The organism is Hafnia sp. HMSC23F03 (genome assembly GCF_001816025.1).
Classification (GTDB): Bacteria; Pseudomonadota; Gammaproteobacteria; order Enterobacterales; family Enterobacteriaceae; genus Hafnia; species Hafnia paralvei.
In genome coordinates this window covers 109,604-132,742 of the sequence record NZ_KV824190.1, presented here as the reverse complement: position 1 = coordinate 132,742, position 23,139 = coordinate 109,604, and the positions used below count along the sequence as shown (strand labels likewise).

19 protein-coding genes are annotated in these 23,139 nt (G+C 49.1%); 14 read left to right on the top strand and 5 right to left on the bottom strand.

The window, feature by feature from the left end; genetic code table 11:
* The first annotated feature begins 185 nt into the window (after positions 1–185).
* Entirely contained in the window at positions 186–401 is a 216-nt protein-coding gene (locus HMPREF3091_RS02820) for a hypothetical protein (RefSeq protein ID WP_070714061.1), read from the top strand.
* A 24-nt stretch (positions 402–425) separates the two neighbouring features.
* Here HMPREF3091_RS02820 and leuD read toward each other — a convergent pair whose 3' ends face one another.
* From leuD to leuA, 4 genes are read right to left on the bottom strand one after another with little or no spacing between them, the layout of a single operon-like run.
* Entirely contained in the window at positions 426–1,043 is a 618-nt protein-coding gene (leuD, locus tag HMPREF3091_RS02815) for a 3-isopropylmalate dehydratase small subunit (RefSeq protein WP_004094585.1), read from the bottom strand.
* 14 nt (positions 1,044–1,057) lie between these two features.
* A complete protein-coding gene (leuC, locus tag HMPREF3091_RS02810; RefSeq protein ID WP_070714060.1) occupies positions 1,058–2,470 on the bottom strand; it encodes a 3-isopropylmalate dehydratase large subunit in 1,413 nt (470 codons plus the stop codon).
* Positions 2,471–2,472: 2 nt separating this feature from the next.
* Positions 2,473–3,564, bottom strand: coding sequence for a 3-isopropylmalate dehydrogenase (gene leuB, locus HMPREF3091_RS02805; RefSeq protein WP_004094577.1), 1,092 nt, complete (start codon positions 3,562–3,564; stop codon positions 2,473–2,475).
* Positions 3,565–3,566: 2 nt separating this feature from the next.
* Positions 3,567–5,153, bottom strand: a complete 1,587-nt coding sequence (gene leuA, locus HMPREF3091_RS02800; RefSeq protein WP_004094574.1) for a 2-isopropylmalate synthase — start codon at positions 5,151–5,153, stop codon at positions 3,567–3,569.
* A 773-nt stretch (positions 5,154–5,926) separates the two neighbouring features.
* On the opposite strand from leuA, the gene leuO reads away from it, so the two are divergent.
* From leuO to cra, 5 genes are all read left to right on the top strand, one after another.
* Positions 5,927–6,880, top strand: coding sequence for a transcriptional regulator LeuO (gene leuO, locus HMPREF3091_RS02795; protein WP_004094573.1), 954 nt, complete (start codon positions 5,927–5,929; stop codon positions 6,878–6,880).
* Positions 6,881–7,252: 372 nt separating this feature from the next.
* Positions 7,253–9,055, top strand: coding sequence for an AMP-dependent synthetase/ligase (locus HMPREF3091_RS02790; RefSeq protein ID WP_070714057.1), 1,803 nt, complete (start codon positions 7,253–7,255; stop codon positions 9,053–9,055).
* Between the two features lie 467 nt (positions 9,056–9,522).
* A complete protein-coding gene (ilvI, locus tag HMPREF3091_RS02785; RefSeq protein ID WP_070714055.1) occupies positions 9,523–11,241 on the top strand; it encodes an acetolactate synthase 3 large subunit in 1,719 nt (572 codons plus the stop codon).
* Between the two features lie 2 nt (positions 11,242–11,243).
* On the top strand, positions 11,244–11,735 hold the full coding sequence (ilvN, locus tag HMPREF3091_RS02780; RefSeq protein WP_035503740.1) for an acetolactate synthase small subunit: 492 nt from the start codon (positions 11,244–11,246) through the stop codon (positions 11,733–11,735).
* Positions 11,736–11,943: 208 nt separating this feature from the next.
* Positions 11,944–12,948: a catabolite repressor/activator gene (cra, locus tag HMPREF3091_RS02775; protein WP_004094567.1), complete on the top strand. Its 1,005-nt coding sequence runs from the start codon at positions 11,944–11,946 to the stop codon at positions 12,946–12,948.
* Positions 12,949–13,007: 59 nt separating this feature from the next.
* Here cra and HMPREF3091_RS02770 read toward each other — a convergent pair whose 3' ends face one another.
* Positions 13,008–13,457, bottom strand: a complete 450-nt coding sequence (locus tag HMPREF3091_RS02770; protein ID WP_035503739.1) for an L-alanine exporter AlaE — start codon at positions 13,455–13,457, stop codon at positions 13,008–13,010.
* 879 nt (positions 13,458–14,336) lie between these two features.
* Here HMPREF3091_RS02770 and mraZ point away from each other — a divergent pair.
* Genes mraZ through murD form a run of 8 tightly spaced genes read left to right on the top strand, consistent with a single transcriptional unit; the run spans position 14,337 to position 23,123 of the window.
* The gene (gene mraZ / locus HMPREF3091_RS02765; RefSeq protein WP_004094563.1) at positions 14,337–14,795 is read left to right on the top strand and encodes a division/cell wall cluster transcriptional repressor MraZ; all 459 of its coding nucleotides are present in this window, start codon (positions 14,337–14,339) and stop codon (positions 14,793–14,795) included.
* 2 nt (positions 14,796–14,797) lie between these two features.
* Complete coding sequence (gene rsmH, locus HMPREF3091_RS02760; RefSeq protein ID WP_004094562.1) at positions 14,798–15,742, top strand: 16S rRNA (cytosine(1402)-N(4))-methyltransferase RsmH; 945 nt, start codon at positions 14,798–14,800, stop codon at positions 15,740–15,742.
* Positions 15,739–16,059, top strand: coding sequence for a cell division protein FtsL (gene ftsL, locus HMPREF3091_RS02755; protein ID WP_004094561.1), 321 nt, complete (start codon positions 15,739–15,741; stop codon positions 16,057–16,059). The genes rsmH and ftsL overlap by 4 nt, the downstream gene beginning before the upstream one ends.
* Before the next feature lie 59 nt (positions 16,060–16,118).
* Positions 16,119–17,882 (top strand): peptidoglycan glycosyltransferase FtsI, encoded by a 1,764-nt coding sequence (locus HMPREF3091_RS02750; RefSeq protein ID WP_004094559.1) that lies wholly within the window; start codon positions 16,119–16,121, stop codon positions 17,880–17,882.
* Positions 17,869–19,356 carry a UDP-N-acetylmuramoyl-L-alanyl-D-glutamate--2,6-diaminopimelate ligase gene (gene murE / locus HMPREF3091_RS02745; RefSeq protein ID WP_070714051.1) on the top strand — a complete coding sequence of 496 codons (1,488 nt, stop codon included), beginning with the start codon at positions 17,869–17,871 and terminating at the stop codon, positions 19,354–19,356. Before HMPREF3091_RS02750 ends, murE begins: the two co-directional genes overlap by 14 nt.
* Complete coding sequence (gene murF, locus HMPREF3091_RS02740; RefSeq protein WP_070714048.1) at positions 19,353–20,729, top strand: UDP-N-acetylmuramoyl-tripeptide--D-alanyl-D-alanine ligase; 1,377 nt, start codon at positions 19,353–19,355, stop codon at positions 20,727–20,729. Before murE ends, murF begins: the two co-directional genes overlap by 4 nt.
* Positions 20,723–21,805, top strand: coding sequence for a phospho-N-acetylmuramoyl-pentapeptide-transferase (gene mraY, locus HMPREF3091_RS02735; RefSeq protein WP_004094552.1), 1,083 nt, complete (start codon positions 20,723–20,725; stop codon positions 21,803–21,805). Before murF ends, mraY begins: the two co-directional genes overlap by 7 nt.
* A gap of 1 nt (position 21,806) precedes the next feature.
* Positions 21,807–23,123 (top strand): UDP-N-acetylmuramoyl-L-alanine--D-glutamate ligase, encoded by a 1,317-nt coding sequence (gene murD / locus HMPREF3091_RS02730; protein ID WP_070714045.1) that lies wholly within the window; start codon positions 21,807–21,809, stop codon positions 23,121–23,123.
* Positions 23,124–23,139 lie beyond the last annotated feature (16 nt).

Here is a 23,139-nt window from a genome sequence, read left to right as displayed (position 1 = left end):
CCAAACTCCGTCACGACATCCCTGTCGTGCCGGCGCTCCCTGCCAAGACTTAAACTAAAAACCTAAAAAAGTTTTGATTTTGTCTTTTGTCTTTGACCTTTTCCGGCACATTACCGGACAGCCGAGTGAATCATGCAGGTTAGGATTCGCCGATTGATATCGGCGAAAGAACGACGGAGGCATGGATGCCGATTGTCGTTCGTTCCGTCAAGACCGGAATGATGAAACGAGGGAACCCGCGTAGCGGGCTGGGAGGGGTGCCAAGCTGGGGTGTCGGGGGGCAGCGACTGGCCCCCCGACTCGGACGCCTGCACGGAGTGCATGTTGGTTTCGGTGCTCTGGGCGTACGAAACTTTAACCGCACTCCAATGTTTAGGCGTACGAAACCTTACACCGTTTGAACACAGGGCGCGGTAAATGCATCCCTAGCGCAAAAACTCCGGTAATTTCCCCTCATATTCTGAAATTGCCGCCTCATGCTGCAACGTCAGCCCAATGCTATCTAAGCCATTCATCATGCAGTGGCGGCGGAAACTATCCAGCTCAAACGAATAGCTTTTATCTCCCGCCCGCACGGTTTGGGTTTCTAAATCAACGGTAAAGCTCATCCCCGGTGCGGCTTCAACCTGTGCGAACAGTTCATCTATTTCTGCTTCGCTCAAAGTGACAGGCAGCAGTTGGTTATTGAACGAGTTGCCGTAAAAAATATCGGCAAAACTCGGTGCAATGACCACTTTAAAACCGTAGTCGGTCAGAGCCCATGGCGCATGTTCGCGAGAAGAGCCGCAGCCGAAATTTTCGCGCGTTAACAAAATGCTGGCGCCTTTGAATTCAGGCTGATTCAGAATGAAATCAGGATTTGGCTGTTGCCCCGCATCATCCAGAAAACGCCAGTCGTTAAACAGGTGTTGACCGAAACCGGTGCGAGTTACTTTTTGCAAAAACTGCTTAGGAATAATGGCGTCAGTATCGACGTTGGCGGCGTCTAAAGGAACCACGATCCCACTATGTTTAATTAAACCAGACTGAGTAGATGTAGCCATGAAGAGTGCTCCTGTTAGACCGCTGCGGTCGCTAATTCACGAATATCGGCAAAGTGTCCGCTCACGGCTGCCGCTGCGGCCATGGCAGGGCTAACCAAATGAGTGCGGCCGCCGCGGCCCTGACGACCTTCAAAGTTACGGTTGCTAGTAGATGCGCAACGTTCGCCCGGATTCAGACGGTCGTTATTCATCGCTAAGCACATGGAACAGCCCGGCAAACGCCATTCGAAACCGGCTTCGATGAAAATTTTGTCTAAGCCTTCTGATTCCGCTTGGGCTTTCACTGGGCCTGAGCCAGGCACGACGATGGCCTGCACGCCATTGGCGACTTTGCGACCTTTGGCGATTGCCGCAGCCGCACGTAAATCTTCAATGCGTGAGTTGGTGCAGGAGCCGATGAATACTTTGTCGATAGCGACGTCGGTCAACTTAACTCCTGCTGCTAAGTCCATGTAGGCCAGCGCTTTTTCCGCAGAGGCGCGTTCAATAGGATCGCTGAAGGATTCTGGCGTTGGGATAGGTTGATTAATCGCAATCACCTGTCCTGGGTTGGTACCCCAGGTAACCTGTGGCGCAATCTCGCCAGCGTTCAGCGTGATGATGGCGTCGAATTGAGCACCCGCATCGGATTTCAACGTACGCCAGTATTCGACGGCTTTTTCCCAGTTATCACCCTGTGGGGCAAACTGACGCCCTTTCAGATAGGTAAACGTGGTTTCATCTGGCGCAACCAGACCCGCTTTAGCGCCCATCTCAATGGCCATATTACACAACGTCATCCGGCCCTCCATTGACAGTGCTTCAACGGCTTTGCCACAGAATTCGACAACATGTCCGGTACCGCCCGCGTGGCCAATTTTGCCAATCACGGCCAAAACGATATCTTTGGCCGTGATGCCTTCTGCCGCGTTGCCGATAATTTCAATTTTCATGGTTTTCGCACGCCCCTGCTTCAGGGTTTGCGTGGCTAAAACATGTTCAACTTCTGAGGTTCCAATGCCGAAAGCCAATGCGCCAAATGCACCGTGAGTCGCCGTGTGAGAGTCACCGCAGACGATAGTATTGCCGGGAAGTGTCATTCCCTGTTCTGGCCCGATAACGTGAACAATGCCTTGGAATGGGTGATTCAAGTCATACAGTTGAACCCCAAATTCCTTGCAGTTTTTCATCAGCTCTTGCATTTGGATGCGTGCCATATCGCCACAGGCATTAATGTCTTTGGTCTGCGTTGATACGTTGTGATCCATGGTGGCAAAGGTTTTACTTGTTTGGCGCACCGGACGCCCCATCGCGCGCAGGCCGTCAAACGCCTGCGGAGACGTTACCTCATGCACCAAATGGCGGTCGATGTACAACAGTGGCGTTTCGTTTTCTGCTTCATAAACCACGTGTGCATCAAACAGTTTCTGATATAAAGTTTTCGCCATGATCAGGCCTCCTGAGCGATAAAGCGGGCGATGACATCACCCATTTCTGAGGTTGAAATAGCCTGACCATCACCGGCTAAATCGCCAGTGCGGAAGCCTTGTTCTAATGCTTTGTTTACCGCTTGTTCTACGGCATTAGCTGCGTCGTCAGCGTTCAGGCTATAACGCAGCAGCAGGGCGAATGACAGAATTTGTGCGATAGGGTTGGCAATGTTTTTGCCCGCGATGTCTGGCGCAGAACCGCCTGCAGGCTCATACAGACCAAAGCCTTGTTCGTTCAAACTGGCGGAAGGCAACATCCCCATAGAGCCGGTGATCATGGCGCACTCGTCAGACAGAATATCGCCAAAGATATTGGAGCACAGCATCACGTCAAACTGTGAAGGATCTTTGATCAACTGCATGGTGGCGTTGTCGATGTACATGTGATTCAACGCGACATCTGGATAATCTTTGCCAATCTCGGTAGCAATTTCGCGCCACAAAATAGAACTTTGCAATACGTTAGCTTTGTCGATTGAGGTGACTTTTCCACGGCGTTTACGGGCAGCTTCGAAGGCGATACGCGCGATGCGTTCAATCTCGAAACGGTGGTAAACCTCGGTATCAAACGCACGCTCATGCATTCCCTGACCTTCACGGCCTTTCGGCTGGCCGAAATAGATACCGCCGGTCAATTCCCGTACGCACAGGATATCAAAACCGCGTGCGGCAATATCGCTGCGCAGCGGGCAGAATTCTTCTAAACCTTCATATAAACGAGCCGGACGCAGATTGCTAAACAGTTTGAAGTGTTTACGCAGCGGCAATAAGGCTCCGCGTTCTGGCTGCTGTGCCGGAGGCAGATTTTCCCACTTGGGGCCACCGACGGAGCCAAACAAAATAGCGCTGGCTTGCTCACAGCCTGCGATGGTTGCCGCCGGCAGCGGTGTGCCATGTTTGTCGATTGCCGCACCACCAACGTCATATTCGCTGGTGGAGATACGCAGGCCAAAACGCTGACGCACGGCGTCGATGGTTTTGTAGGCCTGAGCCATGATCTCTGGACCGATGCCGTCTCCGGGTAAAACGGCGATATGATGTGTTTTGCTCATGATTAGACTGCTTCCTGATTAGAATGTGATGATGTTGTTTGCGTCTGGTGGATGCGTTGTTTTTCTTTTTCCACCTGTTGTGCACGCCAGATATTGTTCAGAACGTTAATTAACGCCAGCGCTGATGACTCAACGATGTCCGTTGTGATGCCAACGCCGTGAAAGCGACGACCATTATAATTAGCGACGATGTCCACCTGACCCAGCGCATCTTTGCCTTGGCCCTTGGCTGACAGCTGATATTTGACGATATCGATGTCATAACCGGCGATACGGTTGATAGCCTGATATACCGCATCAACAGGGCCATTACCGGTCGCTGCTTCGGCGCTAATTTCTCCTCCGATGTTCAGTTTTACCGAAGCTGTTGCCATTACGCTGGTGCCAGATTGCACACTGAAGTAGTCCAAACGGAAATGCTCTGGTTCTTCTTGTTGTTTATTGATGAAAGCTAAGGCTTCTAAGTCGTAATCGAAAACTTGACCTTTTTTATCAGCCAGCTTCAGGAAAGCGTCATACAAAGTATCCAGATTGAAGTCGGTGCCTTCTCGATATCCCATCTCTTCCATATGATGCTTCACTGCGGCACGACCGGATCGCGAGGTCAGATTCAGCTGTACCTGATTCAGACCAATAGATTCTGGCGTCATGATTTCGTAGTTTTCGCGGTTTTTCAGCACGCCGTCTTGGTGAATACCCGATGAATGGGCAAAAGCGTTAGAGCCGACGATGGCTTTGTTGCCAGGGATGGGCATATTGCACATTTGGCTGACGAACTGGCTGGTACGATAGATTTCTTGATGATGAATATTGGTGTGGACGCCCAGCATTTCAGAACGAGTGCGGATAGCCATAATGACTTCTTCCAACGCACAGTTTCCAGCGCGTTCACCGATACCATTAATCGTCCCTTCGACCTGACGAGCACCCGCTTGTACGGCGGTAATAGAGTTGGCGACCGACATGCCTAAATCATCGTGACAGTGCACGGAGATAATGGCTTTATCAATGTTTGGGACTCGCTCGTACAAATTGGTGATGATTCCGCCAAATTGATACGGCGTGGTATAGCCAACGGTATCGGGGATATTGATGGTCGTTGCGCCGGCTTTGATAGCTGCTTCCACGATGCGGCACAGATTGTCTAACGGAGTGCGGCCCGCGTCTTCACAGGAAAATTCGACGTCGTCAGTATAATTGCGAGCGCGTTTGACAGAATGCACCGCCATCGCGACCACATCTTCAAAGGACTTTTTCAGTTTCGATTCAACGTGCAGTGTAGAGGTAGCCAAAAAGACATGGATGCGGAAGGCTTCAGCCACGCGCAGCGCCTCAGCGGCAACGTCGATATCTTTGTCGACACAACGCGCTAAACCACAGACTCGGCTATTTTTGATGTTGCGTGCGATGGTCTGTACTGATTCAAAATCGCCAGGTGAAGAAACGGGAAAGCCAACCTCCATTACGTCAACGCCCATGCGCTCTAAGGCCATGGCGATCTGCATCTTTTCTTTGACGCTCAGGCTGGCTTGTAATGCTTGTTCACCATCGCGCAGCGTGGTGTCGAAAATAATGACTTGTTGGCTCATGCAGGTTGCTCCTCGCAGTTTTTATTAATTCATCAGTTCTTATTAACGCGTTGCGCTGCTTTTGACGTAAAAAAAAGCCCGCGCATTTGCGCGGGCTTTCTTGTGTTTGGTTGGAATCAGTTTTGATTACCGCCCACAGGCTCACCGCGCAAATTGGATGCGAGAAGGAGGAGGCCTAGGAGACGAGTCATTTTGATCATGTGATTCCGCTCTTAATCTGGGTGAATAAACTCAATGCTTAAAGTGATACTGGATAGCGGTAGCCTTGTCAACGGCTATTTAGTCGAGTGAAGAAAACTCATCTTCTTATGCAATAGTGATTAATGTTCCCGTTGTCATGTAATACAGAATTGTGAGGTTCATCCAATCTTTATTCGAAACATTAGTGTGCTAATTGCGTTCAGCTTGTTCTATAACTTCATGCGTTTTTATTGTAACCGATTGGATGAGAAGAATATTTCCATAAATATACATGGGTATTATTCATCGTTATTTAATCATTGCTTCCTTGAATTTTAAGTACAACTAAATCATTAACCAGTAGAATGTATCAATATTGAATGAGTGGCTACCTAATGAGTGATTGTTGTACTCGTATGTCATTGTAATTCTAATTGTATGAATCTATCTCAAATCATGTGAGTGCTTTAATTCATAAAGCTATATGACTATTTATCATTTATGAATTCATTTGCCCTCAGTGTTTTAATCAAACCGTAATGTCGCTTTTCTTTATTACGACGTTAACAAAGTTATTTATATTAGGGTGATGTATGTCAGCACAAAGTGAAGTTATGTCATTGGCCGAGAATGGAAGTACAGAGCTAGTTCAGTTAAGAAATGTTGATCTTAATTTATTAACTGTTTTTGATGCGGTAATGCAGGTGCAAAATATTACCCGAGCGGCGCATGCTTTGGGCATGTCTCAGCCTGCGGTAAGTAACGCGGTAGCTCGCTTAAAAGTGATGTTTAACGATGAGTTGTTTATGCGTTATGGCCGAGGTATTCAGCCAACGCATCGTGCATATCAACTGTTTGGTTCGGTTCGTCAGGCGTTGCAGATTGTACAGAATGAGCTGCCAGGTTCTGGTTTTAATCCACTGGTCAGCGAAAGAGTTTTCAATGTTGCAATTTGTAGCCCATTAGATATTCGCTTAACAGCGAAGTTGTTTAATCAGATCAAAGATAGCGCTTCTCATGTTCAATTGCATTTGAACTCATCCGTTAATGAAAATATTGAGCGTAAATTACGTTATCAGGAAAAAGACTTCTTGATCAGTTATAGCCGCTTTGAAAGCGATGAATATTCATGTGAACCGTTATTCAAAGATGAATTTGTTTTAGCTGTATCAAAAAATCACCCGCGTATTAATAATATGGTTAGCAATCAGCAACTGTTGGTAGAACAGCATGCGGTTGTTGGCTTAAATCTCTTCTCATCGCTGAGTCGTGGTTATTATGAGTCTAGCGAATTAGCACGCTGCATTGCATATCAAGGTACAGATATGAATAGCGTATTGAGCGTCGTTTCTAAAACAGAAATGGTTGCTATTGCTCCACGTTGGCTTGTTGAAGAGTATGCCGAGCATTTGAATCTCTCTGCAGTGCTTCTGAGTGATATCGAAAGAGAGCGTACCTGCTACCTGAGCTGGCACCACGCGGCAGAGCGTGACAGCGGTCATCAGTGGATGAAGTCGGTGTTAAGTGAGTTTGGTAGTAAGTTTTAAGTATTAAATTAATTTAAAAATTGAAGTTACATAAAATGGAGAGCCTAGCTCTCCATTTTTATATTTAGCCCAATAGCTCATAAACCAGTGTTTTATACACCCTTACCCCTAATTTCCCAGTTTTTTATATCTTTTACTTTTTTCTTTTTTTCTTCTATCGCGGCTAGATTTTTTATCTATGATGTCGATGTCATGGCTATAAATCATTCAAAAAATCGATCATAACTCACATTTATAGATTGAATAATCGTTGACCCGACAGCTAGAACAGGTAGACTTCCGCCAAAAGAGCGCACAGCTGTAAGCTGAATGAGATTTTTCACTTCTGTCTCATGGCGACTTCCACTTCGATAAATTCAATGAACTTCTTCTATGATCAATGAGTTAAATAAATACCATCTGGTTGAACGTATTCAGCAGCAGATCAAACATATTCCGCAGCGCGTTGCGCTACGTGAATGGTCTGCCCACGGTGAAACGCCCTATACTTGGCAGCAGGTCGGGCTACGCGTTGAAAAACTGGCGCTGGCATTGTGTGCGCTAGGCGTTGATGTTCAGGAGCGAGTGGCGATCTTTGCCCACAACTCGGTTTCGTGGTCACTGATTGATCTGGCGATTTTACACCTGCGAGCGATCACTGTTCCTGTTTACTCGACCAATACCGCTGCTCAGACGGCATTTGTTCTCAATGATGCAGACGTACGTATTTTGTTTGTTGATGGTCAATCTCAATATAACGCGGCGCTAGCGTTACGAGGGGTATGCCCTCAGCTTGAGCATATTATTGTTATGTCGGACAGCATCGACATGCAGGGCTGCGAAATTGCATGTACGCTGGATTCATTCGTGGCCAGCGCGCAAGAACGTTATTTACCTCTGTTAAAAGAGCGTATTGAACAGGCTGACATGAGCGATCTGTTCACGCTGATCTACACATCAGGGACTACCGGCGAACCGAAAGGCGTCATGCTGAATTATACCAATATGGGTGCTCAACTGCGTTTGCATGACGAGCGCCTGACGGTAACAGCAGATGATGTGTCACTCTGTTTTCTGCCACTTTCGCACGTCTTTGAACGCGCTTGGAGCTTCTATGTTATGCATAGTGGCGCGCAAAACGTGTATCTCAGCGATACCAATCAGGTACGCGAAGCGATGCAGTCTGTGAAACCGACAGTGATGTGTGCGGTACCGCGTTTCTACGAGAAAATTTTCAGCGCCATCCACGAAAAAGTGGCACAGGCTAAATGGCATAAACGCGCCATGTTTAAGTGTGCAATTTGGGTGGGGGAAAAACGTTTCCTCACTGAACGAGCAGGCTGCAAGCCGAACGTCGTTTTATCCGCCATGCATAAGCTGGCTGATAAACTCGTACTGAGCAAACTGCGCGGGATTTTGGGCGGGCGCGTGCGATTTTTACCAGCGGCTGGGGCAAAACTGGATGATAACGTTATTCTCTTTTTCCAAGCATTGGGTGCAAATATTAAATATGGCTATGGCATGACAGAAACCTGCGCCACGGTATCTTGTTGGGAAGAGAACGATTTCCGCTTTGGTTCTATCGGCAAACCGCTGCCAGATGTTGAAGTTCGCATCGGTCACGAAAATGAAATTCAGGTGCGTGGGCCGATTGTTATGTGCGGTTACTACAACAAACCGTTAGAAACCGCCGCAACCTTTACGGAAGATGGCTGGCTAAAAACGGGCGATGCGGGAGCATTAGATGAAAATGGCAACTTGTTTATTACTGAGCGCCTAAAAGATCTGATGAAAACCTCTAACGGCAAATACATTGCGCCACAAATGGTGGAAGGCACGTTAGCACAGGATCGTTTTATTGAGCAGGTTGCTGTGATCGCCGACGCAAGAAAGTTTGTGTCTGCCTTGATCGTGCCTTGTTTTGAGTCGCTGGAAGAGTACGCCAAGTCGATCAATTTAAAATATCACGATCGTCTGGATTTACTCCGTCATAGCCATATCGTAGAAATGTTTGATCAGCGTCTACGTGAGATGCAAAAGGGGTTAGCGAAGTTTGAGCAGGTTAAGCGTTTTACGCTGCTGCCCGAGGCCTTCTCGATGGAGCAGGGAGAACTAACTCCGACGCTGAAACTGCGGCGCAAAATTATTAACTCTCGCTATCAGATGGAAATTGAGTCCATGTATTTGGAACATTAATTTCTATCACTGTGGTATCAACGGCCAGCGCTTCTGCTGGCCGTTTTCTTTTCATGTGATATCACAGACTCTCTTTAGGACTGAGAATGATTTAGTTCTGTAATTTAGTCACCTGCAGCGATAAGCGCGGAGCCAACTCACCTACTCTTAGCGTTTTATACCTAAAAAAAGCGTGAATCCAGCAAGGTTACAATTCCTTCACTTTTGCTTCCGAGTTTGCCGTTTGCGCACTTGTTATTCCCACGTTAAGGTAATAAATCAAACACAACACATAAAAACAGGGATAAACCCTAATGCTGGTCACTTAAGCGTGATTTTAGGGGAAGTACACCGATGGGGTCGTAGCAGCTTTAGCTGCCGGAGCGCCCCGCGGTGTGCTAGCCCCGTGTATCTCGATCTCTTAAACGATTCGTATTAGTGATAAACCCTGGATATAACCTACGCAAAGTCAGCCGGGAGGCAAAACCATGGAGATGTTGTCAGGAGCCGAGATGGTCGTTCGATCGTTGATCGATCAGGGAGTAAAGCATGTATTCGGTTATCCGGGCGGGGCCGTTCTTGATATTTATGACGCTCTGCATACGGTTGGAGGTATTGAGCATGTGCTCGTGCGTCATGAGCAAGGCGCGGTGCATATGGCCGATGGTTTTGCGCGGGCCACAGGAGAAGTGGGCGTGGTGCTGGTCACATCAGGACCGGGAGCGACCAATGCCATCACCGGTATTGCGACGGCTTATATGGATTCGGTGCCTATGGTGGTTATCTCTGGCCAGGTAGCCACGTCTCTTATTGGTAATGACGCGTTTCAGGAATGCGACATGGTGGGGATATCCCGTCCAGTCGTGAAACACAGTTTCTTGGTTAAGCATACCGAAGATATTCCTACCATTCTCAAAAAGGCCTTCTATTTAGCATCTACTGGACGTCCGGGGCCCGTTGTGGTCGATTTACCTAAAGACATCATGAATCCGGCGATTAAGCTGCCTTATTCATATCCTGAAAGCGTCAAAATGCGTTCTTATAACCCAACCTTGCAAGGTCATCGTGGGCAGATTAAGCGCGCCTTACAGACGTTGTTAGCCGCCAAACAGCCGATTATCTATGCCGGTGGTGGGGTGATTAGTTCTGGCTGTCATGAAGAACTGCGTGATCTGGCTGAGCGCTTGAATATTCCAGTCACTACCTCGTTGATGGGTCTGGGGGGCTTCCCCGCATCACATGCGCAAAGCGTGGGGATGTTGGGAATGCACGGCACTTATGAAGCCAACATGGCGATGCATAATGCAGATGTTATTTTTGCCGTTGGTGTCCGTTTTGACGATCGCACCACCAATAATCTTGCTAAATATTGCCCAAATGCGACCGTGCTACATATTGATATCGATCCGACATCGATCTCTAAAACCGTGGATGCGGATATTCCGATCGTCGGTGATGCTAAAGAAGCACTCGGGACGTTTCTTGAGTTGTTAGGTCAGAAAGAAGTTAAACAAGATTTCGATGGCCTGCGTGATTGGTGGCAGAGCATCGCTCAATGGCGTGCGCGCAAATGTTTGAGTTACGACACCACAAGTGGCCGCATCAAACCACAGCAGGTCATTGAAACGTTGCATCGGCTGACGAAAGGTGAAGCCTACGTTGCATCTGACGTGGGGCAGCACCAAATGTTTGCCGCACTCTATTATGGCTTTGATAAACCGCGGCGCTGGGTGAACTCGGGCGGTTTGGGCACGATGGGCTTCGGTTTGCCCGCGGCGCTTGGGATTAAATTAGCCCTGCCAGAAGAAACCGTGATTTGCGTGACGGGGGATGGCAGTATCCAGATGAATATTCAGGAGCTGTCTACCGCATTGCAATACGATTTACCGGTGGTGGTGATTAACCTGAACAACCGTTTCTTGGGTATGGTGAAGCAGTGGCAAGACATGATTTACGCGGGACGTCACTCGCAGTCATATATGGAATCGTTGCCAGATTTTGTGAAGCTCGCAGAAGCCTATGGACACGTTGGTATTTCTATCCGCACGCCGGATGAGCTGGAAAGCAAATTAGAACAGGCATTGGCGGTTAAGAACCGTCTGGTGTTTGTTGATGTGACCATCGATGAAACCGAACACGTTTACCCAATGCAGATTCGCGGTGGGTCAATGGATGAAATGTGGTTAAGCAAAACGGAGAGGACTTAATAATGCGCCGGATCTTATCTGTATTACTGGAAAACGAGTCAGGCGCACTGTCCCGCGTGGTTGGCCTGTTTTCGCAGCGCGGGTATAACATTGAAAGCCTGACCGTAGCACCGACTGATGACCCCACGCTTTCGCGTATGACCATTCAAACCGTCGGCGACGCTAAGGTACTAGAACAGATTGAAAAACAACTGCATAAACTGGTAGATGTCCTGCGAGTGAGTGAGTTGGTACAAGGATCGCACGTAGAGCGAGAAATCATGCTGGTGAAGCTACAGGCTACCGGTTATGGACGAGAAGAAGTTAAGCGTAGCACCGATATTTTCCGAGGTCAGATCGTAGACGTTACAGCTTCGCTTTACACCGTTCAGCTAGTAGGTACCAGTGACAAGCTCGATGCCTTCCTAAGTGCCGTACGAGAGGTTGCTGAAATTGTTGAAGTCGCTCGTTCTGGTATCGTGGGTGTATCTCGTGGTGACAAAATAATGCGTTAATGCAGGTCAATTTTCTGTCTAATAGTGCTATTTAGAGGCTCAGCTTTGTGCTGAGCCTCTTACTTTTTCCTATTTGCTGATGCCTTTCAGCAAAACCGGTTGCTCCTTTCTTCTTTATGCGGTTAGATCAATGCCATTAAAGGCCATTCGGTCTTCTTATTTCATTTGATGCATGTAATGTATTTTACTGGCTCAAGAGGGGGATAACGTGAAGTTGGATGAAATCGCGCGTCTTGCAGGGGTTTCGCGGACGACGGCCAGTTATGTCATTAACGGTAAAGCCAAACAGTACCGTGTGAGTGATAAGACGGTTGAGAAAGTGATGGCTGTGGTTCGTGAGCATAACTATCATCCAAACGCCGTTGCCGCAGGATTGCGTGCTGGCCGCACCCGTTCAATCGGATTGGTTATTCCTGATCTGGAAAATACCAGTTATACCCGTATCGCAAATTATCTGGAGCGTCAGGCGCGTCAACGTGGCTATCAGTTGCTCATTGCCTGTTCTGAAGATCAGCCTGACAACGAAATGCGTTGTATTGAACATCTGCTACAACGTCAGGTCGATGCGATCATTGTATCCACTGCGCTGCAGCCAGAACACCCATTCTATCAGCGCTGGGCAAAGGATCCTTTGCCGATCATTGCGCTGGATCGCGCACTCGATCCAGAACACTTTATCAGCGTTGTCGGTGCCGATCGTGAAGATTCGGAGATGTTGGCGGAAGAGTTACGGAAATTCCCAGCGAAGTCGGTGCTCTATCTTGGCGCACTTCCTGAGCTCTCCGTGAGCTTCCTGCGCGAACAAGGTTTTCGTGATGCTTGGCGAGAAGATCCACGTGAAGTGCAATATCTTTACACCAACAGTTATGAACGTGACGCGGCAGGCGTCGCATTCTCTAACTGGTTAAAAAATAATGAAATGCCGCAGGCGTTGTTCACGACTTCTTTCCCGCTTTTGCAAGGGGTTTTGGATGTGACATTGAAACACCACGGGCATTTACCTACCGATTTGGCTATTGCGACTTTTGGTGATAATGAACTCTTGGATTTTCTGGATTGCCCGGTACTGTCAGTCGGTCAGCGTCACCGTGATATTGCCGAACGTGTTCTGGAGTTAGTACTCGCTAGTTTAGATGAGCCGAAGAAACCGAAGGCGGGATTGAGCCGGATGCGCCGCGTTTTATTAAAGCGCGGACGACTTAACCGGATGTAAGCAGCAATAGCAATAAAGTGTTATTCCGCAAATGAGCGCCGGTTTTTACCGGCGCTTTTTTATGCCTGCGCTTTGATATAGCCCGAGACTTTGAAGAGTTTACGGCAGTAATCAAGGAAGTACCCATAGGCGACGCCCATAGCCATTGAAACCACAGCATTGCTGGTGACCGCAGCCAGAATTTGCGCGCCATCAGCCCCGACATACCACAGAATAATGGCGTAAACCGGTGACTGGAAAGAGACATAGGCAATCAGGTCCGCCAATATTTTTGCCATGCCTTTTGAACGACAGCGCTGTGATTGGCGAATAAACCAGTCGCGGTACACGCCATAGGGCCAAGCAATAAGAATATTGACGGGGATGGAAAGTAAGCGAGATGACAACGACTGATTAAAGCTCATGCCAGAAATAAAAACTTCAATCAGCATGCCGACGATAAAGGAATAAACCACCAGCGCAAAAATATCTGCGGCAGCGCTGCGGGCACGTGAAGCGGGTGAGAACATAACGGCTAACTCCATTTTGAAACTAGTCATTAATACTGTTTTGTTGCGCTTTTGTTGGTTTTATAAACTGCATTTTGATTGTTTGAATAGCATACATGATTGCTGTTTGTTTTTTAACTAGCTATAAATTTTAATTTATAATGACTTTTGCTACAAAAAACTCTTAGGGTAGCGCGCCGAAGAGAATTTCATGATTTCTCACCGTGGCATTAAAATTTTTGTTTCCTTTCAACTTGTTGTGTGAAAATCATACAAATAGCGTTGGCCGATCACGAGTTCGTCGCCAAATCGGAAGGTTTGCAAAATAAAATTGATATTTGAGAACTATCTGAGGTGAAAGTTATTCAGAGGTAAATTTATCTAAATTACGATTTAAAAAAAGCAGTTAGATATTTAGTACCTAAAGACATTATTATCTGACGATAAAGTGAGATAAAATGTCCGACGGAAAAAAGTAAAGGAAGATTTTTTAATTAATTGATTGATGTTAAAAGGTATTTTTAATTTCCGGCATTGAATAACTTATGCTGAATTAGTCTTTGCTTTACCAATGTAAAGCGTATGTAAATTATCCAAGACATGTTCAAAATGAGAGCTATATTGCAAAGTCTGGTTAAATTTTAATTTTTGGTAAAATTTCTGTGTTTCGCGTCATTGACACTTCCCTCCAAGAATTTCCCTTAATTTATCATGATGTTAATTTTATTATTCCTCTTTAGGACTTTTCATCGTGGAAGGTTTTAAATTCACTTCAAGCAAAAATAATCCCAAACCGCATCCGCTCTGGCTTGACAAGGTTTTCCTACCCTCCGTAAACTTCCTTGTGTGGGAATTTGTGGAGTAAAGTGGTGAGATGGGGCAACGAGGGGTAATTTAGGTATGTTTCGTGGCGCAACAACCATCAATCTTGACGGTAAAGGACGCTTAGCGGTTCCGATGCGCTATCGCGAATTACTGCTCGAGGAATCGCAAGGTCAAATGGTTTGCACCATCGATCTCCATCAGCCATGCCTATTGCTTTATACCCTGCCTCAGTGGGAAGTGATTGAACAAAAGCTTTCGCGTTTATCGAGCATGAATCCTGTAGAGCGTCGCATTCAGCGTCTGCTGTTAGGTCATGCGAGTGAGTGTCAGATGGATAGTGCCGGTCGATTGCTGATAGCAAGCACGTTGCGTCAGCACGCAGGACTCACAAAACAAGTGATGCTAGTTGGGCAGTTCAATAAGTTTGAACTGTGGGATGAAGAAAACTGGTATCAACAAGTCAAGGAAGATATTGACGCACAACAGACCGCTACGGAGCCATTATCCGAGCGGCTACAGGATTTGTCGTTATAGTCATGTCAGAAGAAAATTACCAACACAAGACCGTGTTGCTTGATGAGGCGGTAAACGGCCTTAATCTGCGCAGTAACGGCATTTACATTGATGGCACTTTTGGTCGCGGTGGTCATTCTCGTCTTATTTTGTCTCAGTTGGGACCGGAAGGACGCTTGCTGGCTATCGATCGTGACCCGCAGGCGATTGCCGCAGCAGCAGAAATCACCGACCCACGCTTTTCTATCATTCACGGCCCATTCTCCGATATGGCGACCTATGTGCGCGAATTAGGTCTGGAAGGTCAAATCAACGGTGTTCTGCTTGATCTTGGCGTGTCTTCACCACAGCTTGACGATGCCGAGCGTGGTTTCTCCTTTATGCGTGACGGGCCGCTTGATATGCGCATGGATCCAACCCGTGGCCTTTCTGCCGCAGAGTGGTTGATGAAAGCGGAAGAAGAAGATATTGCTTGGGTGCTGAAAACCTTCGGCGAAGAACGCTTTGCTAAACGCATCGCTCGCGCCATCGTTGAGCGTAATCGTCTTGAGCCGATGACACGGACGCATGAGTTGGCAACGTTGATTGCGAATGCAAGCCCATTCCGTGAAAAGCATAAGCACCCAGCCACGCGTAGCTTCCAAGCGATCCGTATCTATATCAATAGCGAGCTGGAAGAGATTGAACGTGCGCTGAACGGCGCGTTGGAAATTCTATCCCCTGAAGGACGTCTGTCGATCATCAGCTTCCACTCGTTGGAAGATCGCATTGTTAAACAGTTTATTCGCCACCATAGCCGTGGCCCTCAGGTTCCAGCCGGTATCCCTTTAACCGAGGCTCAGCTGCGTAGCCAAGGTGGTCGTAAGTTGAAAGCGCTCGGAAAAATGAAACCAAGCAGTGACGAAGTAAGCGCTAACCCACGAGCGAGAAGTTCTGTCCTGCGTTTTGCGGAAAGGACGGTTGAATGATCGGTAACGAGCGCCACACGCTAGTTGCCGTTATTGGCGGAGATATTCTCCGCCACGGCAAGCTGCCTCTGATTCTGTTTATCGGCGTGCTGGTTTCGGCGGTGCTGGTGGTAACAACAACGCATAAAACGCGCCTGTTGACCGCGCAGCGCGAGCAGCTAGTGCTTGAGCGTGACGCTCTAGATATCGAGTGGCGCAATTTGATTCTGGAAGAGAATGCGTTAGGCGATCACAGCCGCGTGGAACGAATTGCAACCGAGAAGCTGCAAATGCAGCACGTAGACCCATCTCAAGAGAATATCGTGGTTAAACAATAGAGTATTTAACCGGTTTTATTTTCAATGGATCACCTTTGACGTAGGTAAATGTGTAATCAATGAAAGCAGTGCGACCCGGAAAGTTAAAGCGTCAGGAAGATCAGGCCAGCTTTGTCAGCTGGCGTTTTGCGTTGCTCTGCGGGTGCATATTTATTGCATTAATGGGTTTATTAGGACGAGTTGCCTATCTCCAGGTGATTAACCCCGACCGTTTGGTGCGCGAAGGCGATGCGCGTTCACTAAGAACTCAGCCTATCCTCACTTCGCGTGGAATGATCAGCGACAGGGCTGGGCGACCACTGGCGGTGAGCGTACCGGTAAATGCGATTTGGGCTGATCCGAAAGAAGTGAACGAACACGGTGGTATCACCTTAGATACCCGCTGGAAAGCGTTGGCTGATGCATTAGAAATGCCGTTAGACAAAATGGCTGCGCGTATCAACGCCAACCCCAAAGGCCGTTTCGTCTATTTGGCGCGTCAGGTTAACCCTGCGATGGCTGATTACATCCACAAGCTCAAATTGCCAGGCATTTTCCAAAAGCAAGAGTCGCGCCGTTATTACCCCGCAGGGCAAGTGACCGCTCACATTATCGGGGTGACCAACATTGATGGTCAGGGGATTGAAGGCGTAGAGAAAAGCTTTGACCGTTGGTTAACTGGCCAGCCTGGCGAGCGTACCGTTCGTAAAGACCGCTTTGGTCGTGTCATTGAAGATATTTCATCCGTTGACAGTCAGGCCGCGCATAACCTTGCCCTTAGTATTGATGAACGTTTACAGGCGCTGGTTTACCGAGAACTGAATAATGCCGTCGCATTTAACAAAGCCGAATCGGGTACTGCGGTGTTGGTAGATGTGAACACGGGTGAAGTGTTGGCGATGGCTAATAGCCCTTCATACAACCCGAATAATCTAGCCGATACGCCAAAAGAGGCCATGCGTAACCGCGCTATCACCGATATTTTCGAGCCAGGTTCTACGGTAAAACCGATGGTAGTGATGACCGCGTTGCAACACAACGTGGTGAAAGAGAACAGCGTACTGAATACGCTCCCTTATTTTGTTAACGGGCATCAGATTAAAGACGTTGCCCGCTATCCAGAACTCTCCATCACGGGGATTCTCCAGAAATCGAGTAACGTTGGTGTATCAAAGCTGGCGTTAGCGATGCCGTCCTCTGCGCTGGTAGAAACCTACTCGCACTTTGGATTGGGTAAGGCGACCAATTTGGGGCTGGTCGGAGAAAGCAGTGGCATGTACCCAAAAAAACAACGGTGGTCTGACATAGAGAGGGCCACCTTTTCTTTCGGATATGGGCTAATGGTAACGCCGTTACAGCTAGCACGTGTCTATGCAACGATTGGCAGCTTGGGTATCTATCGCCCGTTGTCGATAACAAAAGTCGATCCGCCGGTTCCTGGTGAGCGAGTGTTCCCTGAGCCAATTGTGCGTACGGTCGTACATATGATGGAAAGCGTAGCGTTGCCCGGTGGTGGTGGTACTAAAGCCGCCATTAAAGGCTACCGTATTGCGATTAAGACCGGTACGGCGAAGAAAGTAGGCCCTGATGGCCGTTATGTTGATAAGTACATTGCTTACACCGCGGGCGTAGCGCCAGCGAGTAATCCTCGATTTGCTCTGGTTGTGGTCATCAACGATCCGCAGGCAGGGAAGTATTACGGTGGTGCGGTATCCGCCCCGATCTTTGGCGCTATCATGGGTGGCGTACTGCGCACCATGAACGTTGAGCCGGACGCGTTGCCCACGGGTGATAAAAACGAATTAGCGAACAATAAAAAAGAGGGTTCAGGTGGCAGATCGTAATTTGCGCGCGCTTTTGGCTCCTTGGGTAGCAGATGCTCCGGAGCGCGTTTTGCGAGAAATGACATTAGACAGCCGCATTGCGGCTGCGGGCGATCTGTTTGTGGCGATTGTTGGCCACACCGCAGATGGTCGCCGTTATATTCCGCAAGCGATAGCGCAAGGCGTTGCTGCAGTCATCGCAGAGGCAGATGGGGAAGCAGAAGATGGCACCATTCGTGAGAGCCATGGTGTTCCCGTCATTTACCTGAGTCAGTTAAATCAGCGTCTTTCGGCGCTGGCAGGCCGCTTTTACCATCAGCCGGGTGCTGATTTACGCTTAATCGGCGTTACGGGTACCAACGGCAAAACAACCATTACGCAACTACTGGCGCAGTGGGGGCAGTTGCTCGGTGAAATTAGCGCGGTGATGGGAACCGTAGGAAATGGTTTGTTAGGGCAGGTTCATCCAAGCGAAAACACCACCGGTTCAGCCGTTGATGTTCAACACCTGCTGCGTAGTCTGGTATCTCAAGGCGCTACGCTGGCAGCGATGGAAGTCTCCTCACATGGTTTGGTTCAGGATCGTGTCGCCGCGCTGCCGTTTGCGGCTTCCGCGTTCACTAATTTGAGCCGCGATCATCTTGATTATCATGGTGATATGGAGCACTACGAACAGGCTAAATGGCTGCTGTTCTCAACCCATCACAGCGGTGAAAAAATTATTAATGCCGATGATGAAGTCGGTCAGCGTTGGTTGGCTAAGTCACCGGATGCGGTCGCTGTCACTATGGAACAGCGTCTGCCGGAGAACTGGGCCGGACGCTGGGTTTCTGCAAGCCAAGTTGACTATCACGACGGCGGTGCAAGCATCCGCTTTGATTCGTCATGGGGTAAGGGTGTGCTGGAAAGCCGTCTGATGGGCGCATTTAACGTGAGCAACCTGCTGGTGGCTGCTGCAACGATGCTGGCGCTTGGTTATCCATTGGATGTGCTGTGCAAAACGTCATCCCAGTTGCAGCCAGTATGTGGCCGTATGGAAGTTTTCACTGCGCCAGGAAAACCTACCGTCGTTGTCGATTACGCCCATACGCCGGATGCGCTGGAGAAAGCCCTCGAAGCTGCTCGTCTGCACTGTAAAGGGCAGTTGTGGTGTGTCTTTGGCTGCGGTGGCGATCGTGATAAAGGTAAGCGCCCACTTATGGGGGGGATTGCCGAGCAATATGCGGATCGTGTTGTAGTGACTGACGATAATCCTCGCAGCGAAGAGCCTCGATCCATTATGGCCGATATTCTTAACGGTATGCTCGATGCTGGGCATGCGCAGGCGATTTCTGGCCGCGCTGAAGCGGTGACTGGCGCGATCATGCAGGCGAAACCTGATGACGTGATTCTGGTTGCTGGCAAAGGCCATGAAGATTACCAGTTAGTGGGGAATCGTCGCTTGGACTATTCCGATCGTGTGACCGTTGCTCGTCTGCTGGGGGTGATTGCATGATCCCCGTCTCCTTGCAGGCTGTTGCACTGGCTGTAAACGGCCAATTAATAGGCGCCGACACGCAGATTAGCGATGTTGTCACCGATACTCGTAAGCTGACTGATGGCTGCCTGTTTATCGCGTTAAAAGGTGAAAAGTTCGATGCCCATGACTTTGCGGCGGATGCCGTAGCAAAAGGCGCAGGGGCTTTGCTGGTAAGTAAACACTTACCCATTGATGCACCGCAGATTGTGGTTGCTGATACCCATATCGCGCTGGGATTACTCGGTGCATGGGTACGTCAGCAAATGCCCGCTCGCATTATTGCGTTGACGGGTTCATCCGGTAAAACCTCGGTGAAAGAGATGAGCGCAGAAATTCTGCGCCAGTGCGGTAACGTGCTGTATACCGCCGGTAATTTTAATAACGACATCGGTGTGCCGCTGACGTTATTGCGCCTTGAACCAGAGCATGAGTTTGCTGTGGTCGAGCTGGGGGCTAATCACGTCGGTGAAATTGCCTATACGGTCAATCTGGTTAAGCCGGAAAGCGCGCTGGTCAATAATCTAGCGGCGGCTCATTTAGAAGGATTTGGCTCTTTGGCCGGAGTCGCTAAGGCTAAGGGCGAGATATTTGATGGTTTAACGTCAAATGGAACCGCCATCATCAACGCTGATAGCAATGACTGGCCGCACTGGCAAGAAAAAATCACCCACCAACGCGTATGGCGTTTCTCGCCACAGGCAGCGGAGGCGGTAGATTTCTTTGCTAGCGACGTGCGTATAACGCATCAAGGTACCGAATTTGAGCTGCATACGCCGTTTGGTACTGTTCCTGTCATCCTACCGCTGCCAGGTCGCCACAATATTGCGAATGCGTTGGCTGCGACTGCGCTAACGATGTCCGTGGGTGCAACGCTAGAGAACGTACGGCAGGGACTGAGTGAGTTAAAAGCGGTTCCGGGTCGACTGTTCCCGATCCGTTTAAATGCACAGCAGCTAATCCTTGATGACACCTACAACGCGAACGTAGGCTCAATGACCGCCGCAGCGCAGGTGCTTGGTTCTATGCCCGGTTACCGAGTGATGGTGGTGGGCGATATGGGGGAGCTGGGCGCGGAAGAAGAAGACTGTCACCGTCAGGTGGGCATTGCGGCCCGCGAAGCGGAGATTGATAAAGTGCTGAGCGTTGGCCGCTTGAGCCATCTCATCAGCGAGACCAGTGGTTGTGGTGAACATTTCACGGACAAAACGGCTCTGATTGAGCGCCTGAAAAACCTGTTATGCGAACATGCGGCGATCACCATTTTAGTTAAAGGTTCACGTAGTGCCGCTATGGAGCAGGTAGTACGAGGCTTATCTGTGCAGGAAATGCAGGAGAATCAATCATGTTAGTCTGGCTGGCCGAACACTTGGTCAAATACTATTCCGGTTTTAACGTCTTTTCCTATCTGACGTTTCGCGCCATCGTCAGCTTACTGACTGCGCTGTTCCTGTCCCTATGGATTGGACCGCGCATGATTGCTCGTCTGCAAAAAATGTCTTTTGGTCAAGTTGTGCGTAATGACGGACCTGAGTCGCATTTCAGTAAACGGGGTACACCGACGATGGGGGGGCTGATGATCCTCACGTCTATCACCATTTCCGTGCTGATGTGGGCATATCCTTCCAATCCCTATGTATGGTGTGTGCTGTTCGTACTGCTTGGCTATGGTGTTGTCGGTTTTGTCGATGATTACCGCAAAGTTGTGCGCAAAAACACCAAAGGCTTGATTGCCCGCTGGAAATATTTCTGGCAGTCGGTGATTGCGTTGGTCGTCTCCTTTGCCATGTACTCCATCGGTAAAGGCACTCCAGCCACTGAGCTGGTGGTTCCCTTCTTCAAAGACGTTATGCCTCAGCTGGGTCTGCTCTACATCTTGTTGAGCTACTTCGTCATCGTTGGCACCAGCAACGCGGTTAATTTGACCGATGGTTTAGACGGTTTAGCTATCATGCCGACGGTCTTTGTTGCCGCGGGTATGGGGCTGGTGGCGTGGGCAACCGGTAACATGAATTTTGCGGCGTATCTGCATATCCCTTACCTGCGCCATGCGGGGGAGCTAGTGATTGTATGTACCGCCATCGTGGGGGCTGGGCTTGGATTCCTTTGGTTTAACACCTATCCGGCTCAGGTCTTTATGGGAGACGTCGGCTCTCTGGCTTTAGGTGGGGCGCTGGGTACGATTGCTGTTCTGCTGCGTCAGGAGTTCCTGTTGGTGATTATGGGCGGTGTGTTCGTGATGGAAACACTGTCAGTTATTTTGCAGGTCGGCAGTTTCAAATTGCGCGGGCAACGTATTTTCCGTATGGCACCCATTCACCATCACTATGAATTGAAAGGCTGGCCAGAACCTCGCGTTATCGTGCGTTTCTGGATTATCTCTCTGATGCTGGTGCTGATTGGCCTAGCAACCTTGAAGGTGCGTTAATATGGTGGACTATCAGGGTAAGAAAGTCGTCATCATTGGCCTAGGTCTTACAGGCCTGTCGTGTGTTGATTTCTTTATGGCGCGAGGCGTTACGCCGCGCGTTATTGATACCCGTTTGTCTCCGCCGGGGCTGGACAAGCTGCCGGAAAACGTCGAGCGCCATCTGGGAGATATGAACCAAGAGTGGTTGCTGGATGCTGATCTGATCGTAGCCAGCCCGGGTATTGCTCTGGCGTCCCCAGCGCTGAGCGTTGCCGCTGAGGCGGGCGTTGAAATCGTGGGTGATATCGAACTGTTCTGCCGTGAAGCTCAGGCGCCCATCGTTGCTATTACGGGCTCTAACGGAAAAAGTACCGTGACGACGCTGGTGGGTGAAATGGCGAAGTCTGCTGGGTGGAACGTGGGCGTGGGCGGAAATATTGGTTTGCCGGCCCTGATGCTGCTTAAGCAAGAGTGCGATCTCTATGTGCTTGAGCTTTCTAGTTTTCAGCTTGAAACCACCACCAGCTTACGCGCCGCTGCTGCGACGATCCTTAATGTTACCGAAGATCATATGGATCGCTATCCGCTGGGGTTACAGCAGTATCGAGCCGCAAAGCTACGTGTCTATGAAAATGCGAAAGTTTGCGTTGTGAATTCTGACGATGCCTTGACGATGCCCATCCGCGGCGCTGACGCTCGCTGTGTCAGTTTTGGCGCTGATGTTGGTGATTATCATTTGAACCGTCAACAGGGTGAAATCTGGCTGCGTGTGCGCGGGGAAAAGATCCTAAACACACGTGAAATGAAAATCACCGGGAAACATAATTTTACTAATGCGTTGGCCGCATTAGCGCTGGCTGATGCTGTGGGTATTCCGCGCGCCTCTAGCCTGAAAGCGTTAACCACATTCACGGGCTTAGCGCATCGTTTCCAGCTTTCATTGGATCATAACGGCGTGCGTTGGATCAATGATTCCAAAGCAACCAATGTGGGCAGTACCGAAGCTGCGTTGAATGGCCTGCACGTCGATGGCACTTTGCATCTTCTGTTAGGTGGCGATGGTAAATCGGCAGATTTTAGCTCTTTAGCTCAATACCTACAGGGCGATAACGTGCGTTTGTACTGCTTTGGTCGCGATGGTGAACAGCTTGCTGCATTACGCCCAGAGGTTGCCGAGCAGACTGAAACCATGGAACAGGCCATGCGTATTATTGCAACCAGAGTGAAGTCTGGCGATCTGGTTCTGCTTTCTCCTGCCTGTGCCAGCCTCGACCAGTTTAAAAACTTTGAACAGCGCGGCGATGAGTTTAGTCGCTTAGCCAAGGAGATTGGATGATGCGCTTGAGACTCTT